Annotated in this window: 16 protein-coding genes and 1 pseudogene; all 17 read left to right on the top strand. The window is 48.8% G+C overall.

Annotation, left to right across the window (positions count from 1 at the left end):
* Positions 1 to 250 (top strand): annotated as a pseudogene (locus AB4Z29_RS30790) (hypothetical protein); the annotation flags it as partial.
* Positions 251 to 1,215: 965 nt separating this feature from the next.
* Positions 1,216 to 1,503 carry a hypothetical protein gene (locus tag AB4Z29_RS30795; protein ID WP_441946717.1) on the top strand — a complete coding sequence of 96 codons (288 nt, stop codon included), beginning with the start codon at positions 1,216 to 1,218 and terminating at the stop codon, positions 1,501 to 1,503.
* A 162-nt stretch (positions 1,504 to 1,665) separates the two neighbouring features.
* Positions 1,666 to 2,421, top strand: coding sequence for a YveK family protein (locus AB4Z29_RS30800; protein WP_441946718.1), 756 nt, complete (start codon positions 1,666 to 1,668; stop codon positions 2,419 to 2,421).
* Complete coding sequence (locus AB4Z29_RS30805; protein WP_441946719.1) at positions 2,402 to 3,094, top strand: CpsD/CapB family tyrosine-protein kinase; 693 nt, start codon at positions 2,402 to 2,404, stop codon at positions 3,092 to 3,094. The genes AB4Z29_RS30800 and AB4Z29_RS30805 overlap by 20 nt, the downstream gene beginning before the upstream one ends.
* Before the next feature lie 185 nt (positions 3,095 to 3,279).
* Positions 3,280 to 4,188, top strand: a complete 909-nt coding sequence (gene galU / locus AB4Z29_RS30810) for a UTP--glucose-1-phosphate uridylyltransferase GalU (protein ID WP_441946720.1) — start codon at positions 3,280 to 3,282, stop codon at positions 4,186 to 4,188.
* Positions 4,185 to 4,883: a sugar transferase gene (locus AB4Z29_RS30815; protein ID WP_441946721.1), complete on the top strand. Its 699-nt coding sequence runs from the start codon at positions 4,185 to 4,187 to the stop codon at positions 4,881 to 4,883. The genes galU and AB4Z29_RS30815 overlap by 4 nt, the downstream gene beginning before the upstream one ends.
* A gap of 12 nt (positions 4,884 to 4,895) precedes the next feature.
* Complete coding sequence (locus tag AB4Z29_RS30820; RefSeq protein ID WP_441946722.1) at positions 4,896 to 6,002, top strand: glycosyltransferase; 1,107 nt, start codon at positions 4,896 to 4,898, stop codon at positions 6,000 to 6,002.
* A 127-nt stretch (positions 6,003 to 6,129) separates the two neighbouring features.
* Entirely contained in the window at positions 6,130 to 7,515 is a 1,386-nt protein-coding gene (locus AB4Z29_RS30825) for a hypothetical protein (protein ID WP_441946723.1), read from the top strand.
* Positions 7,512 to 8,681, top strand: a complete 1,170-nt coding sequence (locus tag AB4Z29_RS30830) for a glycosyltransferase family 4 protein (protein ID WP_441946724.1) — start codon at positions 7,512 to 7,514, stop codon at positions 8,679 to 8,681. The genes AB4Z29_RS30825 and AB4Z29_RS30830 overlap by 4 nt, the downstream gene beginning before the upstream one ends.
* On the top strand, positions 8,682 to 9,833 hold the full coding sequence (locus AB4Z29_RS30835) for a glycosyltransferase (protein WP_441946725.1): 1,152 nt from the start codon (positions 8,682 to 8,684) through the stop codon (positions 9,831 to 9,833).
* Positions 9,808 to 10,380, top strand: coding sequence for an acyltransferase (locus AB4Z29_RS30840; protein ID WP_441946726.1), 573 nt, complete (start codon positions 9,808 to 9,810; stop codon positions 10,378 to 10,380). Before AB4Z29_RS30835 ends, AB4Z29_RS30840 begins: the two co-directional genes overlap by 26 nt.
* 46 nt (positions 10,381 to 10,426) lie before the next feature.
* Positions 10,427 to 11,458, top strand: a complete 1,032-nt coding sequence (locus tag AB4Z29_RS30845) for a glycosyltransferase family 4 protein (RefSeq protein WP_441946727.1) — start codon at positions 10,427 to 10,429, stop codon at positions 11,456 to 11,458.
* 3 nt (positions 11,459 to 11,461) lie between these two features.
* Positions 11,462 to 12,361, top strand: coding sequence for a glycosyltransferase (locus tag AB4Z29_RS30850; protein WP_441946728.1), 900 nt, complete (start codon positions 11,462 to 11,464; stop codon positions 12,359 to 12,361).
* A 9-nt stretch (positions 12,362 to 12,370) separates the two neighbouring features.
* Positions 12,371 to 13,723 carry a lipopolysaccharide biosynthesis protein gene (locus AB4Z29_RS30855; RefSeq protein ID WP_441946729.1) on the top strand — a complete coding sequence of 451 codons (1,353 nt, stop codon included), beginning with the start codon at positions 12,371 to 12,373 and terminating at the stop codon, positions 13,721 to 13,723.
* A gap of 1 nt (position 13,724) precedes the next feature.
* Positions 13,725 to 14,672 carry a polysaccharide pyruvyl transferase family protein gene (locus AB4Z29_RS30860; protein WP_441946730.1) on the top strand — a complete coding sequence of 316 codons (948 nt, stop codon included), beginning with the start codon at positions 13,725 to 13,727 and terminating at the stop codon, positions 14,670 to 14,672.
* Positions 14,673 to 14,738: 66 nt separating this feature from the next.
* Positions 14,739 to 16,109 carry a sugar phosphate nucleotidyltransferase gene (locus AB4Z29_RS30865; protein WP_441946743.1) on the top strand — a complete coding sequence of 457 codons (1,371 nt, stop codon included), beginning with the start codon at positions 14,739 to 14,741 and terminating at the stop codon, positions 16,107 to 16,109.
* Positions 16,110 to 16,138: 29 nt separating this feature from the next.
* Positions 16,139 to 17,479 (top strand): UDP-glucose dehydrogenase family protein, encoded by a 1,341-nt coding sequence (locus tag AB4Z29_RS30870; RefSeq protein WP_441946731.1) that lies wholly within the window; start codon positions 16,139 to 16,141, stop codon positions 17,477 to 17,479.
* Position 17,480: the final 1 nt, after the last annotated feature.

Here is a 17,480-nt window from a genome sequence, read left to right on the forward strand (position 1 = left end):
CAAGCCAGAACAGCAAGCCAGAACAGCAAGCCAGAACAGCAAGCCAGAACAGCAAGCCAGAACAGCAAGCCAGAACAGCAAGCCAGAACAGCAAGCCAGAACAGCAAGCCAGAATAGCAATCCAAGTATAGCAAGCCAGAACAGCAAGCCAGAACAGCAAACCAGAACAGCAAGCCAGAATAGCAATCCAAGTATAGCAAGCCAGAATAGCAATCCAAGTATAGCAAGCCAGAACAGCAAACCAGATTAACAAGCCAGAACAGCCTAACCTCATAATTGGAGTATAGAACCGTTAACATCACTTTAAAAAGTGAAGCCGACGGTTCTTTTTTTACCCCAATTTATTTGCGAAATACAAGCTGGAAATTCCAAAATGGCTTTTGGATCGCCTTCTATAATGTCTATGGCTGGTTAAGGCTATGTTCTTCTTGTTCGCCTCTTTCGTCAAAATCAGCTCTGGGTAGGCCATTAGGGGAAGCAGGAGCGGTAGTCTTTTGGAGGTAGCCGGTGGGCAAATAGTGGTCCGATTTCAGTACTTGCGAAGCTTTATATTTATCCCGAATCGTGGATGCCTAACCTAACATAGCGCGTGGGAAACGATTTCATTCCTCGACAATTTTGGTGTTGACCCTATTGAATGTCCGTTTTTCGGGCTAAACTTGCCTCTTTTTAGATTAGAATTTTGTTATTTTTGTTTTTTTGCTGTAAAGATAACGTTCTCATATTAGAAAATATTCATGTAAAGGGCCGTTGCGAAAAATGTCGACAAGTCATTTTGTCCTGCTTTAGTAGGATGCTGGTCAATAGTCCCTTTTTTTTTCGAGATTTTAACCGTTTTTATGATCAATTTATGCGAATCCGCAGCGCTACAAAAAGAGAAAATCCTTTATTTTACGTGGGATTGAGGCGAATGTCGCTCCTTCTAAAATGAGTCTTGAGTGGGATTCTCTCAGAAAATTCATAAAGCGCTTCCAATTGTCAGATTTATTAACTTCGACATTCCAAATCATCCCTTTTATATCCTACTATTCACATCAATTAGGAGTCCGTACTTAGGAAAAGCAGGACCAAAATGAGCATGAATGTCTAATGTCGACCATGTCTTTATTCCCTCAAGAATTATTATCATCTGTGTCATACTAGAGTGCAACGAGAGGCAAGAACAGTGCCAGGAATCAATGGATATGCGTAAGCTGATGAATGGAGGTTTCAGAGATGAATGTTTCAAATCAGGAGCAGAAGCGGGTAAGGCTGAAGCAATTTTTGAAAATATTATCCGAGGACCCTTCTCTACTCAAACAGGATGGTCAAGTGGAGATGCGAACATTACCGGAGCTGCTTGCGGCAGTAGGCTATCGGCTGCGCAATGAACCGATCGATATGGCCGAGCTGGTATCGCAGCTTCTTGGGAAGCTTGGCTTGCAAGCCTGCTCCTCCGATATGATGGAGCATGTTATGAATGGCGGAACAGTAGATGATTTTATAAACACGTCCAAACAATAATTGTGTCCTTATTTGAAGGAGCCCCCCAAAAGGGCTGCTCCTATTTATAAGTGATGCCTAAAAGTTCGCGTTTTGAATAATTAGTAAATTTTAATATTCATTTAGAACAACTTAAAAGGCGCTGAAAACGCGAATGATTTCAACAGTAATGGAGGAACAATTTTGGAATTGAAACAGTATTGGCTCATCGTCAGAAGAAGGCTGTTGATGATAACTTTGATGGTTACCGTTAGCTGTCTGGCCATCGGCATATACTCCAGCTACTTTATAAAGCCGCAATATGAGGCTTCCGCAAAACTAATCGTCAACGATTACAAGGACAGCAGCTCGCTGCTCTCGAGTATAGACGTTGGCTCGATTAACTCCACGATTGGACTTATCAAAACCTATAAAGAAATTTTGAAGACACCGCGAATGATGAAAAAGGTCGTGAACGAATATCCGAAACTTGGCGTGACATACGGCGAGCTGATAGGAAAGGTGAGCGTAAGCTCGGTAAACGAAACGCAGGTCATGTCCATTTCCGTGAGGGACGATTCGTACGAGGAAGCAGCCCAGATTGCCAATGCCGTTGCGATTGTGTTCCAGAAATCGGTTCCTGAGCTGATGAAGGTCGACAATGTATCCGTCCTTGACCAGGCCGATCCGAAGGAATATCGCGGACCGGTAGCGCCTAACGCAAAGATGAACATTGCGGTCGCATTTATGCTTGCCTTGATGATGGGCGTAGGGCTTGCCTTCCTGCTCGACTACTTGGATGACACCGTGAAAACCGAGGAAGATATCGAGCTGCTGCTTGACGTGCCGGTTCTAACCTCTATTCCGAAGTTCGAAGAACGAGATTCCATGGAGAAAACGAACAGCTCGCCTTTAACAAAGATTGCTGGGAGGGAACAGAATGTCTCGCTTGATTCCTAAATGGAACCTCATTACCGAACTGAATCCCAAATCGCCGATCTCCGAAGGCTACCGGATGCTTCGAACGAATATTGAGTTCTCGACGATTAGCCAGAAGCTGCAGGTTATTATGGTCACTTCCTCTAAGCCGAGCGAAGGGAAAAGCACAACCTGCGCCAATATGGCTGTGGCATACGCCCAAGCAAACAAAAAGGTGCTGCTGATCGATGCGGATTTACGCAAGCCCTCGCAGCATCATATCTTCGGCAAATCCAACCGAACTGGATTGACGACCGCTTTATTCAATCAGTTGGCGCTTGAGGACATTATCCAGTTCACGAATACAGATAATCTATCGATTATACAAGCGGGTCCAACGCCTCCTAATCCCTCGGAGCTGCTGTCGTCGGAGCAGATGGCCGCGCTACTGAAGACTGCGAGAGAAAAATTCGATGTGGTCATCATCGACACCCCGCCGATTATGTCCGTTACGGATGCGCAAATCGTAGCAACACAGAGCGATGGCGTCGTGCTTGTCATCGATTCGGGGAAAGTGAAAAAAGAAGTTGCCCTCAAAGCGAAGGCTTCAATCGAGCATGTCAAGGCGAGGCTCATCGGCGTTGTACTGAATAAGATCAACCGAAATCATTCTGATATCTATTCCTACTATTACGGGGAAAAAACCGAAGCCTAGCAGCGGTTAACCCGGTTTAGTGAGCAAGAAATAGATAGGTAATGTCTCCTGCACCTCTATCACCGGAGGCACTCGGTCATGCTGTGGGTCAGCCGACCTTAGACGTTAATCGTCAAGGGTGTGACGTGAGGAGGGGTTCAATGCCCCTGTAAACCAAAAAATATAATAGGATAGGGTGAAATCAAATGAAAAAAGTGAGAAAAGCCATTATCCCCGCAGCAGGACTAGGAACGCGCTTCTTGCCGGCAACGAAAGCGATGCCTAAAGAAATGCTTCCAATCGTCGATAAGCCGACCATTCAGTACATTGTGGAAGAAGCAATTGAATCAGGCGTTGAAGATATTATCGTCGTGACCGGTAAAGGTAAACGGGCAATCGAGGATCACTTTGATATCGCCTTTGAGCTTGAGCATATTTTAGAAGAAAAAGGAAAGTACGATATTTTGGAAAAAGTAAGAAAATCATCAAATGTGAATCTCCACTACATAAGGCAAAAAGAGGCGAAGGGGCTCGGACACGCTGTCTGGTGCGCGCGCAACTTTATCGGCGATGAGCCGTTTGCTGTTCTGCTTGGCGATGATATCGTCGAGGCTGACGTGCCTTGCACGAGACAGCTTATCGAGCAATATGAAAAAACAGGACGCTCGGTAATCGGTGTACAGACTGTAGGCGTTGATCAAACGCATCGTTACGGGATCGTAGATCCGGGACAACGGCTGGACAATCTGTACGAGGTTAACCGCTTCGTAGAGAAACCGCCGCAGGGGCAAGCGCCTTCCAATCTCGCGATTATGGGACGTTATGTGTTGACTCCGGAAATATTCGAGTATTTGGGACGGCATGAAAAAGGTACCGGCGGAGAGATTCAACTAACCGATGCGATTCAAAGCTTAAATATGAATCAAGGCGTTTATGCTTTCGATTTCCAAGGAATCCGCTATGATGTCGGCGAGCAGCTTGGCTTTATTATGACGAATATTGATTTCGCCCTTAGAAACAACGAGCTTAAGTTTAAGCTGATGTCTGAGCTTGAGGACCTGATGGAACGGGAGTTAAGCAAACAGCTGCTGGCTGGAAGGAGTGAACGAGTATGACGCCTCCACAATATCAGGATGAAGCGGTAGTCGGCGTAACCGATTATTATGCAAATGCGGTTTCGAGGCAAGGTGACAGCCAGACGATTACGATGTATGCCGTTATGAAGCGGACGATTGACATTGTTGGTTCATTTTTTGGACTATTGCTGCTTAGCCCGTTGTTTGTCGTAATCGCTATCCTCATTAAGTGGGAGGATCCGAAAGGGTCCGTTTTCTTCTATCAAACGAGGATCGGCAAAGACGAGAAGCCGTTCCGCATGTATAAATTCCGCTCGATGCTGACCGGCGCCGAGGATAAGCTGAAGGAGCTGCTCGACAAGAACGAGATTAGCGGCGCAATGTTCAAGATGAAGGATGATCCGCGGATTACGAAGATCGGCAAATTGATCCGCAAGACGAGCATTGACGAGCTGCCTCAGCTGCTGAACGTGCTGCGAGGCGAGATGTCCCTGGTTGGACCAAGACCGCCGCTTACGCGGGAGGTTGCCGAGTATACCGAATATGACAAGCAGCGCTTGTCGGTGACGCCAGGCTGCACAGGGCTTTGGCAGGTAAGCGGGCGCAATAATCTATGCTTCAAGCAGATGGTTGAGCTTGACCTTGCTTATATCGAGAAAAGATGCATTTGGTTCGACATCAAGATTATGTTTAGAACGGTGAGAGCGGTCGTGGGCTCCCAGGACGCATATTAGGAGTGAAACACTATGGCGAGAGTGCTGCATATATCGGAGTTTACAAAAGGCGGGATTGAGACGCATCTGAACGAGGTGCTGAGCTTTCAATCGGGCCGACATGATATTTATCTGATGGCTTCCGAGCAGAACTCCAGTCCGGATACGCTGCAAATCAGCCGAGATCGGCTGAGCCTTTATCCTTACAAGCGGAAGCCAGCCTATTTCGTTCAAGCGATGAAAGCCATTCATCGTACCGTGAAAGAGTTTAATCCGGATATTGTGCATGTCCACGGAACGTTCGCAGGTGTTTTCCTGCGAACGTTGTTTTTTTTCAAGAGCCGCCGGCCGATCGTCATCTATAACGCGCATGGCTGGGCATTCCTAATGGACATCAAGCCTTGGAAGCAGCGTATATTCGCTTTGGTCGAGAAGACGCTGGCGCTTCGCACCGATTACATTATTAACATTTCCAAGCATGAATACAATATGGCGATGCATTACGGGCTGCCTGCCCGGAAGTCCGGCATCGTGTACAACGGCGTATCCGATACAACGCCATCGAATTCGACTCCCTTTGAGACCAAGCCTGACCGGATCAATCTCCTCTATGTTGGCCGTTTCGACCGACAGAAGGGCTTCGATCTGCTGCTTGAGGTGTTCAATGAGCACAAGTTCAAGAACGTCAGCTTATATTTGGTAGGCGATACGGTACTTGAGGCCGTCGACTATCATTTCCCGGAAAATACGGTCAAGCTCGGCTGGGTAGACAATTCGCAAATCGACCGCTACATGAACGCTTGCGACGCCGTCATTATTCCGTCGCGCTGGGAAGGCTTCGGCATCGTTGCCATTGAGGCGCTGCGGAACAAGAAGCCAGTCATAGCGAGCAATCGTGGCGCATTGCCCGAGATTATCAAAGATGGCGTAAACGGCTATGTTTTCGATTTCGAGAATAAGTCAGAGCTGGCGGGGATTATTAACCGCCTGGACAAGGATACGCTTGCGGCTATGGGTCAAGCGGGCCTCGACATCTTTCAGGAAAAGTTTCATTCGAACCAAATGAACAGCCAAATTGAGCGTTTATACGAGGATGCCATGCACAAGCGTAAACGGCTGAAGCCGGTCTATGGCGGCTAAGCTAACATTTCGCGTAGAAATATAGAGAAAGTTGGCAGAATCATATACTTTCCTATATTTGAAGAAAAGCAGTACGTACACAGCTGCCGTCAACAAATACGTCTAGATTCACGGGGATGGAGAGAGGATGAGCCAAAGCTTGCAAAGCAATCCAATGATTAAGGGGAAATCAGCTAAAAGAGTCGAGAAGGAACAGGTATTTCTAGCGATTTATCTTATCATTTTGCTCGTGCTGACCGTCTATCAAGACTTCCCCTTAGTCAATATGATCGGCGAGATCGGCCGGACGCCTATTATCATGCTGCTGCCGCTATTTGTTTTTTGTGAAATCGGGCTGCTTGCCAAGCATAAGCGGGTAATGCACGGCTCGATGCTTCAGAAATATATATTTAGTTTTATTTTGTATCTGAGTTTAATCACAATCGTTTACCTGCTCGTTCAATTTTTGCAGGGGAGCTACAGCTTTGGCTCTGAGGGGCTTATGGGCAAAGGGATAAAGGTGCTCATTTATTTTGTGCTGATCCTGCTCTACATCAGGCATATGCAGCTTGTTTTCTCCAAAATTAAAAGCTTTAAAGTGCTGTTTGGCTGCTTTCTGGCGGTCGTTACATTCCTTGTCGCCATCATGATATTAGAGCTTGTCAGCATGCCGAACGCATTTACCTATCTCCACTCGGGAAACAATCCCTATTGGCGGGTAAGGATGCTGACCTCAGAGAGCAGCACGACAGGCTCGATCGTCGTCGTGTATGCGTCCATCATGGTTTATTTGACCAAGTATTTAAGCAAGTTCGCCCGTACGATCTCAGTGATATACGCAGCCAGCTTCTTCTTGTTTTATATGTTCATAACCGGCTCAAAAGGCTTCATGATCATTATTCTGCTGACGTTAGTCGTCACGATGGTCAAGTTTCTCGATTTCCGCAAAAAGAAAAATTTCATTCTGCTGATTGCCGTCGTACTGGCCATGTACATGTTCATTACCAACTTCTCGGCCGGTTTGCTCAGCTCATTCAGTAATGACATCGAAAACTACACATCCTCCTACACGCGTATGGGAACGATCATTATTGCGCTGATTACTGTATTTCACAACCCGCTGGGGGTTGGAACCGGAGCCTATCTCATGTATTTCGACAAGTATGTGAATGATTCCATCAGCATGATGTCCCATTTCTATTACAGTATGTTTGGCATCAGCCAAATCAATGCGGGGGAGCTGTTGCAATATTCGGGCTCAGACAAAAACTTAGGCGTCAAATCAGGCTTTTTCCAATGGGTCATGTTTGGTGGATTATTTTCGGTTTTGTTCTTCTATTTGATGGCCAAGAACCTGATTATAAAAGTGAAATCGAGCTCCATTTTGTTTTTAGCACTCATCTTTATATTGTTTTCCATGCTGCTCGTATCATTGGAAATCAAATACGAGGTATGGCTGCTGTTCGCTTTCATCAGCCTTTTCCTCGGGAAAAACGAGTTTCAAACCACTAACAGGTCGGGGGTAACCAAATGAAAATGCTTGTCGTATGCAGTGATTTCCCATATCCCGCCGACCATGGCGGCAGAGTTGATACTTGGGGGCGAATTAAGGTGCTCTCCGAGCTAGGCTGGAAGATTCATCTGCTCGTCTGCGGCAAACAGACGCCAACGAAGGAAGAAATGAAGGCCGTATACGATTATGTGGAGGAAATTACGCTCTGTGACCGCCGCAGCAAGCTGGCGGATCTGCTCCACGTCATTCCGATGCAGGTGCAGTCGCGAAGCGAGCTGAAGAATGTCAAGCTGGCTGGCGATTATGATTATGTGCTGCTCGAGGGCGACTATGTTTACCCGGTTCTCGACAATCCGAAGATCAGGCAGGATACCGCGATACTAAGGGTGCATAACGATGAAGCGGTGTACTTCAAGGCACTGGCAAGAAGCACGAAAAACATCGTCCACAAAATGTACTATCACATGGAGAGCAGTAAATTTGCGGTGCTGCAAAAAAGAATGCTGGAGAAGGTCGACAAGTATCTCTTTATTTCCAGCAAGGAGTTCGAAAGCTTCCAGAAACAAAATCCAGAGGCAAAAAGCTTGTTCCTGCCGCCTCCGGTTACGAACGGAAGCTTCGAGGTAGGAGATTTCCGGAGCAAGCATGTCGTCTTTATCGGCTCATTGTTTATGCCTAACAACCGAGAGGCCATTCAGTGGTATCTCGAGCATATTCATCCGCTCATGCTGAAGGAGCCGGAATACAAATTCATTATTGCAGGCAACAGCAGAAAGCAGAGCTTAAGCTGGCTGGATGCCTATGATCTGACTAACGTAATCGTCCATGACACGCCTAAGAGCCTAACGGATATTTACCGAAACGGCTACTTATTTGTAAATCCGATGCAGAACGGCGCGGGTGTCAAGCTGAAAACGATTGAAGCGATCCAGAACGGCTTGCCGGTTATCTCGACTTCCATTGGTTATGAGGGGACGGGCTTAATCGACAATGAGCATATTATGATCGCGGACCGTCCGGAACAATTTTACGGCAAAATCAAGCAGCTGTTCGATAATCCGCAAACCGCCAAGGCGCTGCTCGATTCGTCTCAAGCGTTTCTGCGCATGCACTACAACCATAAAGAAGTGCTGAAAGGCTATATACAATCCTTGAATACCAGTTATCCAGTAAAGCAGGTGCTATAGATGAGCAATCGTAAAATCAACGTCTTGTTTGTCACGCATGCAGAGAAGAAAGGCGGGGCTGAGCAAAGCCTCATTCATCTCATCAATTATTTGGACAGCACCAAATACCGCATCTTTTTATTAAGCCCGCAGGATGCTTCCTATTTGAATGAAATAAGAGCCGACTATACGCATTTCCCGCTGCTGCTCAGCAGCATTAAGCAGAAATTCGGCTTAGGCTATTTGGAAACGGTCATGAAGATTAAAGCCTTTGTTCGAAAAAACCGCATCGACATCGTTCACGCCAACGGCTGGAGGGCGCCATGGTATACGGCGCCGCTGAAGCTGCTGGCTAAGAGCAAGCTGATCTGGCATCACCGCGATTATACGCATTTGCGCATGTTCAATCAGGTGCTGCCGCGGTTTTTCGACCAGGTCATCTGCATCTCGCATTTCGTAGCGAATTCGATTCAGGGCAGCAACAAGACGATTATTTACAACGGCGTAGATCCGGAGCTTGCGCTCACGAAAAAAAGCCGGACGTTCATGGAGGATAACACGCTCGTAATTGGAACGTTCGGCCGAATCGTGGAATGGAAAAGGTACGATCTCATGATCGAGGCTGTGAAAAAGCTTGCGGACAGCAGCCGGATGAATTGGAAGCTGCTTATCGTCGGCGACGCGTCCGTTGACGGATCAGACGGCTACTACAATGAAATGATTGAAAGAGTGCTGTCTTACGGGCTTGAGCATCATGTCGTATTCTACGGCTACAGCCAAAAACCACTCGATGTGATGAAGGAATGCGACTTGACGATTAACTTCTCGCTGAATGAGCCATTTGGCAGAGTCATCATTGAGTCGATGCTCGTCGAGACGCCTGTCATCGTAGCAGATTCCGGCGGGGCGCCGGAAATCATCCATGAGACGAAGGGCGGCTTTATCGTCAAGGATGGCGATGTCGAGGAGCTTTACCAGGCTATAAGGCGCGTGTATGACGGAGAGACGGACCACCAAGCGATGTCTAATCAAGGCTACGAAAGTGTGATGAAGGATTTCAATATGAGCACGATCGCGCGCAAGGTGGAGCATACGTACCGCAAGCTGTTAACGCCAAGCTTGAAGCCGGAAGCAGCAGGGGGTTCCGATGAGTATCTCATCCAGTCAGATTAGCTTCGGCAAGCTGCTCGCCGTGTTGAAGGGAGCAGCCATCCTGTCTGTCAAGACAAGCTCGGTAGGCAGGCTTGGCCGGATAGCAGGCAAGCTTTCCATGAAGAACAAAGGAAGGCTGATCATGGGAAAAAACGTTTCCTTTCATGCGAAGCCTTTTCCATCCGCGGTGACGGTTGAGAGGGATGCTGAGCTTATCGTAGGAGACAATGTGTTTTTCAACTATGGACTCGATATCGGCTGTACGCAGTCGATTCGAATTGGCAGCAATACGATCATCGGGCCGATGGTAAACATTATCGATACGAACTTCCATCCGGTTGATCGATCAGACAATTCGAAGGGCAAAGCGATCGTGATTTCCGATAATGTGTGGGTCGGTCGCGGCGCGGTTATTTTGCCTGGCGTGACCATCGGTGCCAACTCGGTCATTGCGGCGGGCAGCATCGTAACGCGGGATATTCCGGCGAATGTGCTTGCAGGCGGAACGCCGGCCAAAATAATCCGCGAGCTGGACACGTCGAATGAATGGATTCGCAGATATAACTAATGAAACAAGCAGCAATGATTCTGGCGAGGCTAGGGAGCGTAGGGCGATGAAAGTATGGATGTGGCCGAAATCGAGCGAACTTAATTTCTATAATGATTTATTGACGGATTCGCTCAGCCGTGAAGGCATGGAAGTGAAGGATCTGAGGCATGGCAAGCTGATGCTGCAGGTCGGACAAGCCAAAGCAGGTGACATCGTGCATATTCATTGGATGCATCATGCTTATCAGAACCGCAATCTGCTGCTGTTCCTCGTAAAGTCCTTCATATTCATTATAACGATGCTTTATCTGAAGGTGAGAAGGGTACAGCTCGTATGGACGATTCATAACTTGTATCCGCATCAGGTGGCTTTTCCAGCGCTCGAGCGATTCATGCGGACGTTGATCTGCAAGTTTTGCAGCAAGCTGCTGGTTGCCTCTGAGTCGATCAAGCGCAAGGTGATGAGGGAGTTCGGCGTACCGGCAGGCAAGCTCTTCGTGGTAAAGCACGGCCATTACCTCGGAGTGTACAAGTCGAAAGGGATTGATTGCCGCAAGGCATACGGAATTAGCGAGGATGCGGACGTTTATTTGTTCCTTGGAGCCATTAAAGCGTATAAAGGCGTCGAAGATTTAATCGAAGCCTTCAACGCAATGAAGTCACGGCAATCCTATTTGATCATTGCGGGCAAAGCCGACAAGCAGATGGAATCCTATCTGAAGCATGTCGAGGATAAGGAAAATATTAAGCTGGACCTGCGCTTCATACCGAATGAAGAGGTGGCGGATTTAATCAGCGCGGTTGATGTCATGGTCATGCCGTACAAAGAGATTACGACCTCGGGCTCGGCGATTCTGGGGTTATCGTTCAGGAAGCTGATCGTTATGCCGGATAATGACTTTATCGATGAGTACTTCAAGGAGGATATGGTTGTCCGCTACAACCCAGCTGACTATAACGGCCTGGAGAATGCGATGAAAGCAGCCTTGAACGTGAAGAAGGAACATAAAACACCGCAGTATGAAGAAGTGCTCAGAGAGCTTGAATGGAGCACGATCGCGCAAAAAATAAAAAAAGTATACCAAGGATGGGGATAAAAGATGAAGGTTACCGTTGCCATCTGTACCCATAACCGGGCCAAGGATACGGGAGAAGCAATCGAGAGCGTGCTCGTGCAGAATTATGAGCCGGAACAGATTGAAATCGTTGTGATCGACAACCGCTCGACGGACAATACGGCTGAGGTGGTCGGCTCGCTCGCACGGCTCCACGGTTCGAGAGTTCGTTACGTGCTTGAGAACAAGCTGGGATTGTCGGTTGCACGCAACCGAGCGATTAAGGAGGCGAAGGGCGAGTACATTCTGTTTCTTGACGATGACGCGCTGGCTTCGCCCGGCTGGGTTCGGCATATCGTGGAGGTGTTCGAGAGCAGCCCGGACATCGGCTGCGTCGGGGGCAGAATTGACCCGATCTGGGAGGTTGCCGAGCCTGATTGGATTCCGGAGGAGCACCGGTCGGTATTTACGATACTGGATTACGCGGACAAGGTGAAGGAAATGCCGGCTCCCGCCATTCCATATGGCGCGAATGTCGCATTCCGGACCAGCGTCTTCCGGCATTTCAAGCCCTTCCGCGAGGATCTGGGCCGGGTCGGAACGAATTTGCTGTCGAGCGAGGAGAGCGAGCTGATTGCGCGGATTAGGGAGCGTTACACGGTGTTCTACACGCCGCATGCGTCCGTACAGCACAAAATCGCCAAGGAGCGCACGACGAAGAAGTGGTTCCTGAAGCGAATCTTCTGGCAAGGGGTAAGCGATGCGGTCAAGCGGCAGGACCGAAGCTTCACGATGATCGTGAAGCATGTGATCCGAATGGTTCAGGCTGTTGGAGCCTCGCTGCTGTCGATCTTCCATTTCAAAAGATTCATCCGCCAGATTGTGAAAATATGTTACCGCAACGGGTCGCTGGTCGGCATCCTGCGTTATAACGGCAGGGGTTGACGTACAGCTATGGCACAACTCGCGATTTCGAAGGCATGGAGAGGCAACGGACTCGTACAAACGATTATGCGGACAAGCGCAACGAATTTGCTCGTCATGGTTATAAGCACGCTAACCTCAATCGTGACGGCGCGCATGTTCGGCGTAGTCGGGAAAGGCGAGTTCTCGGCTATTCTATTCTGGCCGACATTGCTCGCGGGACTTGTAGGGTTCGGCTTGCCGACCTCTCTCATTTATAACCTGAAACAAAACAAAGGCAGCGCGGGCGATTTTGTAAGAGCGGGATTTTTGTTTCAAATTCCGGTCAGCATCATAGTTGGCGTCATCGCATGGATATGGATGCCAACTTGGCTCGGGAATTACCAAGCTGACATTGTCGCGATAGCAAGATGGTATGCGGTGCTCATGCTGCCTATATTGCTGGCGATTAACCTCATCTCAGCGCTCGCACAGAGCACAAGCAGATTCAACGTGTATAACGGCTTGCGTCTATGCGTTCCCTTGTTTAATCTGGCCGGGCTATCGGCGCTATGGGCAGTGGGCGACCTGAGCTTGCGGAATGCATCGGTTGTTTTCTTGGTGACCAGCGTGCTCGTCGTGGCTTGGTCTCTATACAGCATCAGGGATGCGCTGCGCATTGAATGGCTGAAGGGTCTCGGCAACCGGCTCGCTGCCAAAGCGCTGTTCGGCTATGGAAGCAAAGTATTCGGTGTCGAGCTGCTTGGCACGCTTTACTCACAGTTTGATAAAATCATCATCCTCTCCATGCTGACCGCTAGGGAGCTCGGGCTATACACGGTTGTATATGCGCTGTCCCGCGTATTCAACGTCGTTCAGATGGCCATTACGAATGTCGTATTTCCAAAGGTAACCGGCATGGAAAATACAGCGATTATCGCAACGGTTGGCCGGGCGTTCAGGCTATCCATGCTGCTTATGACCATCGTCGTTATTCCAAGCATGTTCATTGGCAGATACCTGATGGGCATCCTGTTCGGAGCGCCGTTTCTCGAAGCGAGCGGAGCGTTCTATCTCCTCTCCTTCGAATGTATTCTAGGCGGCGGCTCATGGATACTGGCTTCTTCCTTTAATGCGATGGGGCGCCCGGGACTTGTGCTTATGCGCCAGCTCATCGCGCTTGCGGTAACCATCGGCTTATTCTTTCTATTCACGCCGATGTACGGACTTAACGGCATCGCGTTAGCCCTATTGATTGGCGCTGTCATTCGTTTAGCGGTGACGATGGCTTCGATGCGGATTATATTCCGCGTGGGACTTCGCGGAATGTTATTTGACCGGAATGATTTCAAGTTTCTTATCGAGCGACTGAAAGACAAAAAACAACGTAAAGGAGCGCGCTGACATGTTAGTAGAATCGAACGTACACCCGATGGAGGGCCTGAAAAAACAGCTGCTTCAAATCCTGAAGGTGATCCCGCCCGGCTCGAGTATTTATTACGTCGATTATCCGGTTTATAACAACGGCGGCGATTTGCTGATAATGAAAGGGGCGGAGGCGTTCTTCAAAGACAACGGAATTCGCGTTACAGCGCGTTACAGCGTTCTTGATTTCCCCGATAAGCTTGCCATACCGATGGATCAGATCATTGTGCTGCAAGGCGGAGGAAACTTCGGCGATCTGTATCCGGTGCATCAGAAGCTGCGCGAGAAAATCGTCAAGGATTATCCCAATCATCGCATCGTCCTTCTTCCGCAGACGATCTTCTTCGAGAAGGATGCGGAGTATGACCGGACGGCAGCGATATTCAACGCGCACAAGGATGTGCATCTATTTGTAAGAGACACGTTGTCATATGGCGTAGCCGCTCAAAAATTCGATAAATGCTGCGTGTATTTATCACCTGACATGGCACATCAGCTATGGCCGATATTGCCCAAAAGCACCCCCGGCAAGGAGCTGCTGTGCTTCTTTCGGACTGACATTGAGAAAACAAGCGAGCAGGAGAGCTTTGAATCGGCAGGTAGGGGCGATTACCTAGACTGGGCATCGCTTTACAACCGCGTGGAAAGAAGGTCAATCAAGATGATCGGGCAGATGATGATGAAGAGTGGCGTACCGCTCCCCATGCAGGCGATCTGGGGCAAGTATTCGGACTATCTGGTCGATAAGGCAGTCAAACGCTTCAGCGGCTACCGGGTCGTGCAAACCTCAAGATTGCATGGTCATATTCTGTCCTGCTTGATGGACAAGCCGAACACGCTGCTCGATAATTCATACGGCAAAAATTCCAACTACTACAACACATGGACCAGCAGCATCAAATCGGCGCAGCTGGTGATGAAAAAGTAAGCAAGCTGCATGTTTTTACGATAAAGGCCGATTATGCTCCATAAAAACCGATTGGGAGGAATCATGATGAAAATTGTTCTTCTATCAGGAGGCTCAGGCAAACGGCTGTGGCCGTTGTCGAACGAGTCGAGGTCTAAGCAATTTCTGAAGGTGCTCAAAAATGCGGAAGGCGAGCGGGAATCGATGGTTCAGCGAGTATGGGGCCAGCTAACGAGCGCCGGATTGCGCGAGCATTCCTATATTGCAACGAGCAAGCCGCAGGTAGATATGATTCATAGCCAGCTTGGAAGCGAGATAGAGGTTATCGTTGAGCCCGAAAGAAGAGATACCTTCCCGGCTATCGCGTTGGCGGCTACTTACTTGTATTCCGTACAAGGTGTGAGCCTGAACGAGACGGTTGTCGTGATGCCGGTCGATCCGTTCGTAGAGGAGTCATTTTTCCACAAAACGAAGGAGCTTGAGCTGGTACTGAATGAATCAGGCGCAGATTTGGCGCTAATGGGCGTCAAGCCAACCTATCCATCCGAGAAATACGGCTATATCGTGCCGGAGCCTGCTGCTTCGGCGGGTGAAACATTTGTTGATGTTCACAGTTTCAAAGAGAAACCCCGCGAAGAAGAAGCGGCAGCGATGATTGAACAGGCTGCGCTTTGGAACTGCGGGGTTTTCGCATTCAAGCTCGATTTCCTCATTAACATATTGATCGCGAATGAGCTGCCCATTCAGTACGACGAGATGCTGAAGCAGTACGCCAAGCTCCCGAAGAACAGCTTCGACTACGAGATTGTCGAGAAATCCAATCATATCGTAGCGCTGCCGTTTGATGGCGACTGGAAGGACCTCGGTACTTGGAACACGCTGACGGAGGAAATTGAGACACATTTGATCGGCAGAGGCATTATTACCGGAGATTCGGTCAATACGCATGTCATTAATGAGCTTGATATCCCAATCACGCTGTTGAATGTTTCCAATGTGGTCGTTGCGGCCAGCCCGGACGGGATCTTGGTTTCGGATAAGGCCTCGAGCCCGATGATCAAGGAAGTCATGAAGCATTCCGATCAACGGCCGATGTACGAGGAACGCCGCTGGGGCCGTTATCGCGTGCTGGATTACTTGAAATATCCAAGCGGCAAGGAAGTATTGACCAAGCGGATCTGCGTTGCACCGGGCCGGAATTTAAGCTATCAATATCACCAGCTCAGGGATGAAGTATGGACAATCGTTGCCGGACAAGGAGTGATGGTCCTGAATGGCAAAAGCTTTCGAGTGAGCGAAGGCGATGTCTTAACGATATCAAAAGAAAGCCTTCACAGCCTGCGGGCGGAAACCGAGATGGACATCATTGAGGTGCAGACGGGCACGGAGCTGATTGAAGAGGACATCGTACGGCTTGCTTTTGATTGGAAAGAAATTTTGGAATTGTGCACGGTATAACTAATTGAATGAATGAAGGAGCGATGGGCATGAACATCACGGTTATCGGAACGGGCTATGTTGGGCTTGTATCAGGAATTTGTTATGCGGAGCTGGGCAACCGTGTCATTTGCGTAGACAAGGATCCTCGCAAAATAGACATATTGAATGCAGGCGGCATCCCCATTTACGAGCCTGGCCTGAAAGAGCTGGCTGCATCGAACCGTGAAGCGGGTATGCTGACCTTCACGACCGATCTGCAGGATGCAGTTCGCCAATCGGAAATTATTATATTGGCAGTTGGAACGCCTCCTCTGCCGAACGGCGAGGCAAATCTCTCTTACATTAACCAAGCCGCTATCGAAATTGCCGAGGCAATGAACGGTTACAAAATCATAGCGGTCAAAAGCACGGTTCCAGTCGGCACGAATGAACGGCTTGCAAGCCTAATCAGCGACTATACAAAAGAGCGATTCGACAGCATTTCGCTGCCGGAGTTTTTAAGAGAAGGCTCGGCGATTCAGGATACGCTGAATCCCGACCGCATTATTATCGGAGCGAGCTCGAAATCAGCTGCGGATGTGATGACGCTGCTGCATATTCCGCTTACGGAGCAAATCGTCGTAACGGACATTCGCAGCGCGGAGATGATCAAGTACGCATCCAATGCTTTCCTAGCAACGAAGATCTCATTCATTAACGAAATCGCAAACATTTGCGAGAAGGTAGGCGCTGATGTAACCAAGGTCGCTGAGGGTATGGGCTACGATAGGCGAATCGGCCCATCCTTCCTGAAAGCGGGCATCGGTTATGGCGGCTCCTGCTTCCCGAAGGATACGAGCGCTTTGATTCAGATAGCCGGGCATGTCGACTACGAATTCAAGCTGCTTCGTTCGGTGGTCGAAGTCAACCAGGATCAGCGTTTCAACGTTATTCGCAAGCTCGAAACGATTTTCCATCACGAGCTGCATGGCAAGACGATCGCGGTTTGGGGGCTTTCCTTCAAGCCAAATACAGACGATGTCCGAGATTCTCCAGCAGCCGAGATTATTCAGCACTTGGTTGATAATGGGGTTAAGGTAAAAGCCTATGATCCGATCGCGACGGAAAACTTCCGCTCCATTTATGACATTAACGGGGTGGACTGGTGTCTGAGCGCATTGGAGGCGGCACAGGGCGCAGATGCGTTATGCTTGCTGACCGAGTGGGAGGAATTCTCGCGCGTTGATCTCGGAACGCTCCAGAAGGTACTAAGCAGTCCTATCCTAATCGATGGACGAAACGTATTTGAAGAGGAAGATTTGTTAGGAACTGAATTCGTATATTATTCTGTTGGCCGTCCCAGCTTGAATCAAGGCGTTAAGGAGCAAATGCCCGTCCTGCAATTCTAGA

It is taken from the genome of Paenibacillus sp. 2TAB23, from assembly GCF_052115165.1.
Classification (GTDB): domain Bacteria; phylum Bacillota; class Bacilli; order Paenibacillales; family Paenibacillaceae; genus Pristimantibacillus.

What these genes read in the sequence shown, in the direction of transcription:
- galU (WP_441946720.1), top strand. Translation starts at nt 3,280, where the DNA reads ATGAAAAAAGTGAGAAAAGCCATTATCCCCGCAGCAGGACTAGGAACG.
- AB4Z29_RS30805 (WP_441946719.1), top strand. Translation starts at nt 2,402, where the DNA reads ATGTCTCGCTTGATTCCTAAATGGAACCTCATTACCGAACTGAATCCC.
- AB4Z29_RS30820 (WP_441946722.1), top strand. Translation starts at nt 4,896, where the DNA reads ATGGCGAGAGTGCTGCATATATCGGAGTTTACAAAAGGCGGGATTGAG.
- AB4Z29_RS30835 (WP_441946725.1), top strand. Translation starts at nt 8,682, where the DNA reads ATGAGCAATCGTAAAATCAACGTCTTGTTTGTCACGCATGCAGAGAAG.
- AB4Z29_RS30815 (WP_441946721.1), top strand. Translation starts at nt 4,185, where the DNA reads ATGACGCCTCCACAATATCAGGATGAAGCGGTAGTCGGCGTAACCGAT.
- AB4Z29_RS30840 (WP_441946726.1), top strand. Translation starts at nt 9,808, where the DNA reads ATGAGTATCTCATCCAGTCAGATTAGCTTCGGCAAGCTGCTCGCCGTG.
- AB4Z29_RS30865 (WP_441946743.1), top strand. Translation starts at nt 14,739, where the DNA reads ATGAAAATTGTTCTTCTATCAGGAGGCTCAGGCAAACGGCTGTGGCCG.
- AB4Z29_RS30850 (WP_441946728.1), top strand. Translation starts at nt 11,462, where the DNA reads ATGAAGGTTACCGTTGCCATCTGTACCCATAACCGGGCCAAGGATACG.
- AB4Z29_RS30795 (WP_441946717.1), top strand. Translation starts at nt 1,216, where the DNA reads ATGAATGTTTCAAATCAGGAGCAGAAGCGGGTAAGGCTGAAGCAATTT.
- AB4Z29_RS30830 (WP_441946724.1), top strand. Translation starts at nt 7,512, where the DNA reads ATGAAAATGCTTGTCGTATGCAGTGATTTCCCATATCCCGCCGACCAT.
- AB4Z29_RS30870 (WP_441946731.1), top strand. Translation starts at nt 16,139, where the DNA reads ATGAACATCACGGTTATCGGAACGGGCTATGTTGGGCTTGTATCAGGA.
- AB4Z29_RS30845 (WP_441946727.1), top strand. Translation starts at nt 10,427, where the DNA reads ATGAAAGTATGGATGTGGCCGAAATCGAGCGAACTTAATTTCTATAAT.
- AB4Z29_RS30855 (WP_441946729.1), top strand. Translation starts at nt 12,371, where the DNA reads ATGGCACAACTCGCGATTTCGAAGGCATGGAGAGGCAACGGACTCGTA.
- AB4Z29_RS30860 (WP_441946730.1), top strand. Translation starts at nt 13,725, where the DNA reads ATGTTAGTAGAATCGAACGTACACCCGATGGAGGGCCTGAAAAAACAG.
- AB4Z29_RS30825 (WP_441946723.1), top strand. Translation starts at nt 6,130, where the DNA reads ATGAGCCAAAGCTTGCAAAGCAATCCAATGATTAAGGGGAAATCAGCT.